The 10,350-nt window shown below is 37.9% G+C and carries 5 protein-coding genes; 4 read left to right on the plus strand and 1 reads right to left on the minus strand.

Features of this window, described 5'->3' with window-relative positions; all coding sequences use genetic code 11:
• Positions 1–362: 362 nt before the first annotated feature.
• From G5T77_RS16665 to G5T77_RS16680, 4 genes are read left to right on the plus strand one after another with little or no spacing between them, the layout of a single operon-like run.
• Positions 363–3,638, plus strand: coding sequence for a helicase-related protein (locus G5T77_RS16665; RefSeq protein ID WP_121532463.1), 3,276 nt, complete (start codon positions 363–365; stop codon positions 3,636–3,638).
• Positions 3,639–3,640: 2 nt separating this feature from the next.
• Positions 3,641–4,318 (plus strand): DUF4391 domain-containing protein, encoded by a 678-nt coding sequence (locus tag G5T77_RS16670; protein ID WP_166137614.1) that lies wholly within the window; start codon positions 3,641–3,643, stop codon positions 4,316–4,318.
• A 16-nt stretch (positions 4,319–4,334) separates the two neighbouring features.
• The gene (locus G5T77_RS16675) at positions 4,335–6,278 is read left to right on the plus strand and encodes a site-specific DNA-methyltransferase (protein ID WP_166137617.1); all 1,944 of its coding nucleotides are present in this window, start codon (positions 4,335–4,337) and stop codon (positions 6,276–6,278) included.
• Between the two features lie 13 nt (positions 6,279–6,291).
• Complete coding sequence (locus G5T77_RS16680) at positions 6,292–9,525, plus strand: DEAD/DEAH box helicase family protein (protein ID WP_166137620.1); 3,234 nt, start codon at positions 6,292–6,294, stop codon at positions 9,523–9,525.
• A 126-nt stretch (positions 9,526–9,651) separates the two neighbouring features.
• Here G5T77_RS16680 and G5T77_RS16685 read toward each other — a convergent pair.
• Positions 9,652–10,350 (minus strand): hypothetical protein (locus G5T77_RS16685; protein ID WP_205683243.1); only part of this gene is annotated, 699 nt, incomplete at its 5' end.

Here is a 10,350-nt window from a genome sequence, read left to right on the forward strand (position 1 = left end):
AGACATTAATGTAAAAAGACAGGAACGGCTGGCTAACGCCACTATACAAGGCATCACACCTATACACTTTTTTAGATTGAATGCTTTACTGCGGATCTGAAGGCTGTACGCGTATAGTTTTAATCTTTGGCGTAATAACTTAGGTTTCATTCAAATGAAGATCACTGAGGATCTGAAGAGAACCTATGGCCCAGGTTAAGCATGTGTACCAGGCAAAAGGAACGGCTGGCTAACGCCACTATACAAGGCATCACACCTATACACTTTTTAAATGGGCTAACTTTACTTTGGATTTGAGGCATGTATAGGGTTGTTATACTGTTATAATTTCTCATCTTTTTATATTTCACCCCTAATCTCTTATGAAACTCATTGATAACCTCAACAATACTTTAGGTTCAGATATAGGGGAAAATCTCAGTAGCAAATCCAGATTAAAGATTGCCGCTTCATACTTTTCAATCTATGCCTATGCTGCTTTAAAAAAAGAATTAGAAAAGATCGAAGAGCTGCAATTTGTTTTTACATCTCCAACCTTTGTCGCTGATAACGTCACAGATAAGCTAAAAAAGGAAAAACGTGAGTTTGTTATTCCTAAACAAGACCGTGAAAGCAGCCTGTATGGAACAGAATTTGAAATTCACTTAAAAAATCAGTTATCACAAAAAGCAATTGCTAAAGAATGTGCAGATTGGATACGACGAAAAGCCATATTCAAGTCAAATAATAGCAATGCACCTATGCAGGAATTCATAAGTATTCAAAAACCAGAGCAATCTTTAACCTATATGCCTATTCAAGGGTTTACCCCTATGGGATTAGGTTTTGAAAGAGGCAATGCGATTTCCAATATGGTGAACTGCTTTGATGAGCAACCAATGGTGCAAACCTATATTCAGCTATTCAATCAAATTTGGAATGACACCTCAAAAGTTGAAGATGTCACCAGTGAAATTATTCGACACATTGAGTCTGTCTATCAGGAAAATCCACCTGAACGTATTTATTTCTTAATGCTTTACAATATCTTCAAAGACTTCTTGGAAGATATCAATGCAGATGTCATGCCGAATGATCTCACAGGTTATCAAGATACCTTAGTATGGAATAAGCTGTTCAATTTCCAAAAAGATGCAGCAGTAGGCATCATCAATAAACTAGAAACCTATAATGGCTGTATCTTGGCGGATAGTGTGGGGTTAGGTAAGACCTTCACTGCATTGGCCGTAATCAAATACTATGAATTACGCAATAAGAGCGTTCTGGTTTTATGTCCTAAGAAATTGGGAGCAAACTGGACGAATTATAACGCCAACCTAGTCACGAACATTTTTGCTAAAGACCGTTTTAGCTACGATGTGCTGTATCACACGGACCTCTCTCGTAAAGGTGGTGAAACCCTAGGTATAGATTTAGCGAAAATCAATTGGGGCAACTACGATTTGGTTGTGATTGATGAATCGCATAACTTCCGCAACCGTGGCACGTTCAAGGATCGTGAAACACGTTATGACCGCTTAATGAATCAAGTGATTCGTCAAGGCGTGAAAACCAAAGTACTGATGTTGTCTGCTACACCAGTAAATAATCACTTTACTGACCTCAAGAATCAGCTCGCCCTTGCTTATGAAGGCAATGCAGTTTTATTGGAAAATAAGCTCGATACTGAACGTGATATCGAAACCATATTCCGTAGAGCACAGGCCAGCTTTAATGCCTGGGCAAAACTAGATCCTGCCCAACGGACAACTCAAGCAATTCTTAACCTTCTAGATTTCGATTTCTTTAAGCTGTTAGATAGCGTGACGATTGCTCGTTCAAGAAAGCACATTCAAACTTTCTATGACACCAAAGATATTGGACAGTTCCCTCAACGACTCAAGCCAATTTCATTCCGTTGTGCATTATCAACCGATCAGGATAGTGTTTCTCTGAATCAAATTTATGCAGATCTTTCTTTAATCAAGATGTCAGTTTATGCACCAGTCAGTTATATCTTTCCAAGTGCCTTAAGAAAATATGAAGAGATTTTTGATACTCGTGTAGAAGGCAAAGGTAAGTTAAGACAGGTAGACCGTGAAAAAAGCTTACAGGCGTTGATGACCGTTAACTTACTGAAACGCTTAGAAAGTTCTGTTCACGCTTTTAGGCTGACGCTGAATGTGTTAAAGAAAAATATTGAGAATGTACTTGCTAAAATTGCCGACTTTGAAGCACGTCAAGCGGATGATGAAGTTAGTATTTCACCAGACTTTGGCTACGATGAAGATGAAAATGGCGAGTTACTCAATACTGAAGATCTCATCGGTAATAAGCTCAAAATTCATTTGGCCGATATGGATCTATTGAGCTGGAAAACGGATCTAGACGGTGACTACCACATTATTCTCGGTTTACTGCGAATGATTCAGCCAATTAACGCTGAAAAGGATGCCAAACTACAGCATCTTAAAGCGCATGTTGTTGAGAAAATTCAGAACCCAATTAATGCCAGTAACCGTAAAGTCATCATATTTACTGCATTTGCGGATACAGCGAATTATATCTATGAGCATATCGCACCGATTTTGCTGCAAAGCTATGGTCTGCACAGTGCCAAGGTGATTGGTAGTGACAATACTTCAACGATCAAGACCAGAGTAGGAAGCCGTCAAAGCTATGATATGCAGGGCTTACTCACCTTATTCTCTCCACAGTCAAAGCAAAAAGCAGACGTATTCCCTGAAGAATCCAGAGAAATTGATGTGCTCATTGCAACGGATTGTATTTCTGAAGGACAAAACTTACAGGACTGTGATTATTTGATTAATTTCGATATTCACTGGAATCCTGTACGCATCATTCAACGCTTTGGGCGTGTGGATCGTATTGGCTCATCAAACAGCGTCATTCAGCTCGTTAATTACTGGCCTGATATTAGTCTGGATGAATATATTAACTTGCGAGAACGGGTCGAGAATCGCATGGTGATCGTCGATATGACCAGTACGGGAGATGATAACGTTCTCAGTGCTCAAGCCAATGATATTGCCTATCGTCGTGAACAATTGCAAAAGCTACAAACTGAAGTTTTAGATTTGGAAGATGCCAATACAGGGGTTTCTATTACCGATTTAGGTTTGAATGACTTCCGTATGGATTTGCTTGGCTATATGGAAGAGCATCCTGAATTGGAGCGATTACCGAATGGACTACATACTGTTGTGCCTGCACAGCCAGAACTCGGTTTAAATGCGGGAGTAATTTTCACCCTAAGAGCACGACATCCTGAGTCGCCTAACAGCCAAAGCAACCGCCTATATCCATATTACTTAGTTTATATTAATCAAGGCGGTGAAGTCGTTTATGACTACACCCAAGCAAAATATTTATTGGATGTAGCACGTAAAGCATGTCGAGGAAAGGATCATCCGATTCCTGAAGCGTATGAAAAGTTTAATGAGAAAACCAATGATGGACGAGATATGAGCCAATATTCAGAATTGTTGGATATTGTGATTCATACCATTCAGGACGTAAAAGCTGAGAAGGATATTGATAGCTTGTTTTCAGGCTTGACTACATCAGCGTTGGTAGATGTGGTTTCTGGATTAAATGACTTTGAGCTTATTAGTTTTATTGTGATTGAAGAATCTTGATCATGAAGTTATATAAATTTCCACCCCAGGCTAAAGTGGATCGGTTAATTCCGAAAAATAAGTTTTATGAACAAGGAAAAGCCAATACCAAGATCGAACAGCTATTTGTTGATCAAGTGGAAAATATACGGTGGGCTTACAAGTTGGCTTCATCTACAATTCACCTCCAAGATCAGGAAGATTTGAAGGAAATTCAAATCTTTCGAGTAAAAAGTCGGGTTGAAGATTTAGATGTGTCAATACTATCTTTCATTGATAAGCTCATTCTCACTCCAATTATTTTTGAAGTTGTTTATCAAGATAAAGTGAAAGTTGTTGCAAGCTATAAACGTTTGAATCAAGCAGATAAAACTAAAGCAGTGATAGGTCAATATTATGCTTCTGAGTGGCTAGAAGATCATGATCGTGTTGAATTGCCCCTTTACTTAAAACTAGCTGATCTATATGAACATTTCATCGCACAGATATTGCCGATTACATCAAGCGAAGATTCAGGAGACGATGATGAATCTGTTTCCATTGAACTTCAATTGCAAAAAGCTCAACAGCTTGAAAGCTTACAAAAGCAGCTTGATAAGCTGAAATCCAAGTTGAGAACTGAAAAACAGTTTAATCGTAAGGTTGAACTCAATAAGCATATTCATGCACTTGAATCTGATTTAAACAAATTAGTGAATTAAATATAAAGGTATATTGATGGACAAGTTAAAAATGCACAGCCCGAACCTTGTTGATAGCAACATCGAAAAAATTGCAGCACTGTTTCCAAACTGTGTGACGGAAGCACAAGGTGAAAATGGCGAACTGAAAAAAGCCATTGATTTTGATTTGCTTAAACAAGAACTTTCACAAATTTTGGTTGAAGGTGAGCAAGAACGCTATCGGCTAGATTGGGTCGGTAAAAAAGAAGCCATTCTAACCGCCAATGCACCGATTGCGAAAACTTTGCGCCCGTGCCGTGAGGAGAGTGTAAATTTTGATAGAACAGAAAACTTGTTTATTGAAGGTGATAACCTCGAAGCCCTGAAACTTCTGCAAGAGAATTACTTGGGTAAGGTCAAAATGATTTATATTGACCCACCATACAACACAGGTAATGATTTTATTTATGAAGATGACTTCGCTGAAAGTACGGATGCTTTTTTTGAAAAATCAAACCAAGTGGATGAAGAAGGTAATCGCTTAATTGCGAATACAGATAGTAATGGGCGTTTCCATTCAGATTGGTTAAGTATGATGTATAGTCGTTTAAAGTTGGCTAGAAATCTACTATCGGATGAAGGGGTAATTTATTTAAGTATTGATGATAATGAGGTGCATAACTTAAGAAAAGTTTGCGATGAAATATTTGGTAGTTCCAATTTTATCTCACAAATTTCGGTTGTTAATAATATTGCTGGTAGAAGTGACAGAAAGCATATCGCTACAGCACATGAATACGTTTTAATGTATCAAAAAAGTGTGAAATTTAACTCTACTGGTCTCCCATTATCTGATGAGCAAAAGTCAGAGTATAAGTTCGAGGATGAGAAAGGCCGATATAGATTACAAGGTCTACGAAAACGTGGCTCAGGAGCATTAAGAATAGATAGACCAAATATGTATTATCCTGTTTATTATTCAGAGCTAAATAATACAATAAGCCTTGATCCTATAGATGAAAACAGCATCGTAATTACACCTAAATTATCAGATGGGCAAGATGGTCGATGGAGATGGGGAAAAGATACTTTCAATAAAAAGAAGGATTTCTTGCTAGCTAAACAGGTTTCGGGCAGGAATGAATTTGATTTATTTGAAAAAGTATATTTAGGTCTTGATGGAAATGAAAAATCTACAAAATTAAAATCTTTTATTTTGGAAAAAGATTGTACATCTGATAATGCATCTTCTAACTTAAGAGCACTTTTTGATGGTATTAAACCATTTGATACCCCTAAACCTTTAAAGCTTATTGAACTATTACTAACCATAAGTAATTTAGAAGATAATGATGTCGTTTTGGACTTTTTCTGCGGTTCTGGAACTTTAGCTCATGCTGTATTGAATTATAATTATGGAAACTCATTAAAACTTAAAAATATTTTAGTTCAGTTGCCAGAGTTAGTGGAAGAATCATCAGATGCATATAAGGGTGGTTATAAAACTATTGCTGATGTATCTAAAGATCGTATCCGTCGTGCAGGTCAGAAAATCCTAACCGAAAATGAAGAAAAAGAAGACATTGAAAATTTAGATATTGGCTTCCGTGTTTTAAAAATTGACTCAACCAATATGAAGGATGTGTATTACACACCTGACGCTTTAAAACAAGCTGATATGCTGGATTTAGCTTCAAATATTAAAGAAGACCGTACATCTGAAGATCTGTTATTCCAAGTCATGTTGGATTGGGGGCTTGAACTTTCTTTACCGATTGAACGTAAAACTATTGCAGGAAAAGAAGTCTTTTACGTTGCAGGCAATAGCCTTGTCGCTTGTTTTGATGATTTGACCTTTGAAGTAGTTGATGAAGTTGCCAAAGATCATCCTTTACGCTTCGTTTCAGCAGAAAAAGCCATTCATCTGGACCATGATAAAACCAATATCAAAGAACGCTTTAAACAGCTCTCTCCTGATACCGAAGTTAAGTTTCTTTAAGGGGGGTTAAATAATGGAAATCCGTTTTAAAACCCTTGGGTATCAGAAAGACTCTGTACAAGCGATTGTGGATTGCTTTAAAGGACAACCACGTTCTGAAGGTCGTCGTTATATGATTGACCAAGGTGCAGCCAAAGCAAAAAAAGCAACGGCACAAGTTGATATGCTTGAAGAATCCTTGGATTTACAAGGTGGTAAGGCTAAAAAAGTGATTGCAGACGTTGGTTTTGAGAATGACCATATTTTTGATCTGCAAACTGTACTGAAAAACATTCAGGACGTACAAGCAGCAAGTGGATTACAAAGATCATCTCAACTCATCACGGATGATAATGGCAAAGGCAAGAACCTGACCAAAAGTCCATTAAACCTTGATATTGAAATGGAAACAGGTACAGGTAAAACCTACTGTTATATTCGTACTATGTTTGAACTGCATAAGCAGTATGGCTGGTCGAAATTTATTGTGGTCGTACCGAGCATTGCTATTCGTGAGGGCGTTTACAAAAGCCTGAATATGATGGCTGATCACTTTCAAGAGCAATACGGCAAAAAGGCCCGTTTCTTTATCTATGATTCCAAAGCATTACACCATTTGGAAAGCTTTAGCTCGAATGGTGGCATTAATGTCATGGTGATTAACGTTCAAGCGTTTAATGCGACAGGTAAAGATAACCGTCGTATTTATGGTCAAGTCAAGATGCGGAATGGGCTGCCAGTAATTGATCCTAAAACAGGTCAACCTATCATGGAAGGACTTGATGAATTTAATAGTCGTATTCCAATAGAAATTGTGAGCCGAAACCGTCCAATTTTGATCTTAGATGAACCGCAAAAAATGGGGGCGGATAAAACCCTAGAGTCTTTATCTAACTTCAATCCGTTATTTATTTTACGCTATTCTGCAACGCATAAGCGCAATTATAACCTTGTCTATCGTTTAGATGCTTTGGATGCCTATAACCAAAAACTTGTGAAAAAAATCACTGTAAAAGGTGTGGAAGTACAAGGTTTAACAGGTACACATGGGTATTTATACTTACAGGACATCATCGTATCTAAATCTGCACCTGTCGCTCGCTTGGAAATTGAGATAGAAACCAAGAATGGTTTTAAGCGTGAAGTCAGAAAGGTTAGTAAAGGCGATAACCTTTACGATATTTCCAATAAGGCTGAACAATACAATGACCGTTATGTCGTCTCAGACATTGATGCACGAGATAACTCGGTTACTTTTTTGAATGGTACCAAAATTCATGTAGGTGAAGCATTGGGGCATGTTGATGAAAAGATCATGCGTACCATTCAGATCCGTGAAACGATTCGTGCACACATTCAAAAAGAGCGTCAGTTATACAATCAGGGTATTAAAGTCCTGAGTCTTTTCTTCATTGATGAAGTGGCAAAATATCGTCAATATGATGAGGATAATAATCCTGTAGATGGCGAATATGTTCAAATTTTCAAGGAACAGTATCAACAGGTACTCAATGAAATTGAGGATCTAAACTTAGAAAATGACCCATATTTTGACTATCTGAAAGCAATTGAGGTAGACCGTACTCACAACGGTTATTTCTCAATTGATAAGAAATCAAAACGTCTTGCCAATCCAGCAATTGATAAGAAAGCTGAAGAAGCTCAGGTATCCAATGATACAGACGCTTATGACCTCATTTTAAAAGATAAAGAACGCCTACTTTCCTTTGAAGAGCCAACTCGTTTTATTTTCTCTCACTCAGCCTTACGGGAAGGTTGGGATAACCCGAACGTGTTTGTGATCTGTACTTTAAAGCATTCAGATAATGTAATTTCTCGTCGCCAAGAAGTTGGCCGTGGTATGCGCCTTGCAGTGAATAAATTTGGCGAACGTATGGATGCCAACCATTTCCAAGGGGCCTTAGGAGAAATTCATAAACTGAATAATCTCACAGTTGTGACCAATGAAAGTTACAAAGAGTTTGTGTCGAATCTACAATCAGAAATTCTGAATACGATTCAGAATCGCCCCACACAAGCTACCCCTGATTACTTTAAAGGGAAAATCTTTAAGTTATCTGATGGGTCTAGTGTTGAAGTCACTGAATTGATGGCAAAGCAGATTAATAAGCATTTGTCTAAGCACGATTATATTGATGACAATGATCAGTTAACGCCAAAGTATCACGAAGCGAAAGATCAAGGCACGTTAGCAGAATTACCTGAAAGTTTAGTGGCTTATACTGAGCAAATTCACAAGCTGATTGATGGGCTGTTTGATCCTAAAGCTCTGGAAGGCATTGCAGACGATGGCAATAAGAAGCTGACCAATAACATCAATCAAACCAATTTAGAACGTAAAGAATTCCAGGCTTTATGGTCTCGTATTAACCGTAAAGCAGTTTATCAAATTCATCTAGATTCTGAAAAACTCATTCAGGAAAGCATTAGTGCTGTTGAACGTACGGCTAAAGAGCGCAACAACAAATTTGTGGAAACGTTGAGTTATAAACTTGCGGAAGCAACGCAGAATGATGAATCCACCTATGAGCAAGTCAAAGCCAAAGAAATGTTTGGGAAAGTGACATCAAAAACTGAAGTTGCAAATATTTCTATTCAGTCTCAAGTGACCTATGACCTGATTGGTAATATTGCTGAAGATACGAAACTGACTCGTAAAACGGTTGCACGTATCTTACAGGGAATTAACGCTGCGGTATTTGCACAGTTTAAGTTGAATCCAGAAGCTTTCATTCGTGAAATAAGTCGTATCATCAGCGAACAGCAAGCAAAAATGGTCATTCAAGGACTGAAATATAATCCATTAGATAGCACTTATCCTGACAATGAAATCTTTGTGAGTAATGAGAATATTCCACTACAGTCGTACAAGGCAGAACGTCATATCTGGGATTACGTAGTCACCGATTCTGATAATGAACGTAAGTTTGTCGAAGAGCTGGATGGTGCAGATGAGGTGGTCGTCTACGCTAAACTCCCTGATCGCTTCCTGATCCCCACGCCTTTCGGTAGCTATAATCCCGACTGGGCAATTGCTTTCAATAAAGACAAAGTACGCCAAATCTATTTCGTTGCAGAAACTAAAGGCTCAATGCTGGACAGTGACCTACGGGAAAAGGAGCAACGTAAAATTGAAAGTGCTAAAAAGTTCTTTGCTACTTTAAATCAAGAAAATCAATCATTGGAGGATGTAGTTCATTATTCGGTGATTGATAGTTTTGGTAGTTTGATGAAATTAGTTCAATAAATATTAACTGTAAAAAGATGGTGAAGCTCCTTATTAAACATATAAAGCTTCACCAGCTTGTGAAAGGGGAGAGAGCATAACAAATCAAATGCAGTAAACGCCTGACACGCGCCACTATACAAGGCATCATACCAATACACCTTTCCTGAAATACCCTTTAATAGTATCAATGGATAGATTTAGTTCTAATGCGATTTCCTTATATTTTAAACCTTGGGCTTTTAATTTAATCGCTTTAGATTTATTGGTCTGAAGACTTTCACGATAGATGGCCCGTTCAGCTATCCCTTTTTCTCGTCTTGATTCCAACGTTCTTTCCAACTTCCTTTCTCTTGCCAATTCATTTGGAATAATAGCCCTTAAGCGTGGTAAGACTTCTTCAGGAATAAGATCCTCTAACTCACGATAAATCGTTTCTCGTCTGTAGCGATAACGATGTTCTTTACCTTCAATTTGGGTCTTTTTGGCTCGGTTGATTACACTTGAACAATAAGAAAGAGCTTCTTGATGTGACAAGCTTGGAGTAAATTTTCTTGCACACTCAGCGACTTCATTTTCTAGTGCATCTGATATAGTAAACCAACTTAAAGCGTTTGCTAGATGGTACAACAATAGGTCACGCATACCAGCTGGTAGACCTGGGCCTTTTTTATTTAAAGCCACTTGGCACTCAATGATGATTAAAAGATCCTGATAAACAAGATACCAACGAGCATAAATACTGCCAGCTGTATTTGCTTTTCTGACAGGTTTTAATCCTTTATTAGCTCGAAGAACATTAATATCTCGGATCTTATCTTTATATGTGATTTGACAACACAAACG

The organism is Acinetobacter sp. GFQ9D191M (assembly GCF_011174875.1).
In the GTDB taxonomy this organism is placed as follows: Bacteria; Pseudomonadota; Gammaproteobacteria; order Pseudomonadales; family Moraxellaceae; genus Acinetobacter.

Coding starts and splice junctions, on each gene's coding strand:
- G5T77_RS16665 (WP_121532463.1), top strand. CDS start 363: ATGAAACTCATTGATAACCTCAACAATACTTTAGGTTCAGATATAGGG.
- G5T77_RS16670 (WP_166137614.1), top strand. CDS start 3,641: ATGAAGTTATATAAATTTCCACCCCAGGCTAAAGTGGATCGGTTAATT.
- G5T77_RS16675 (WP_166137617.1), top strand. CDS start 4,335: ATGGACAAGTTAAAAATGCACAGCCCGAACCTTGTTGATAGCAACATC.
- G5T77_RS16680 (WP_166137620.1), top strand. CDS start 6,292: ATGGAAATCCGTTTTAAAACCCTTGGGTATCAGAAAGACTCTGTACAA.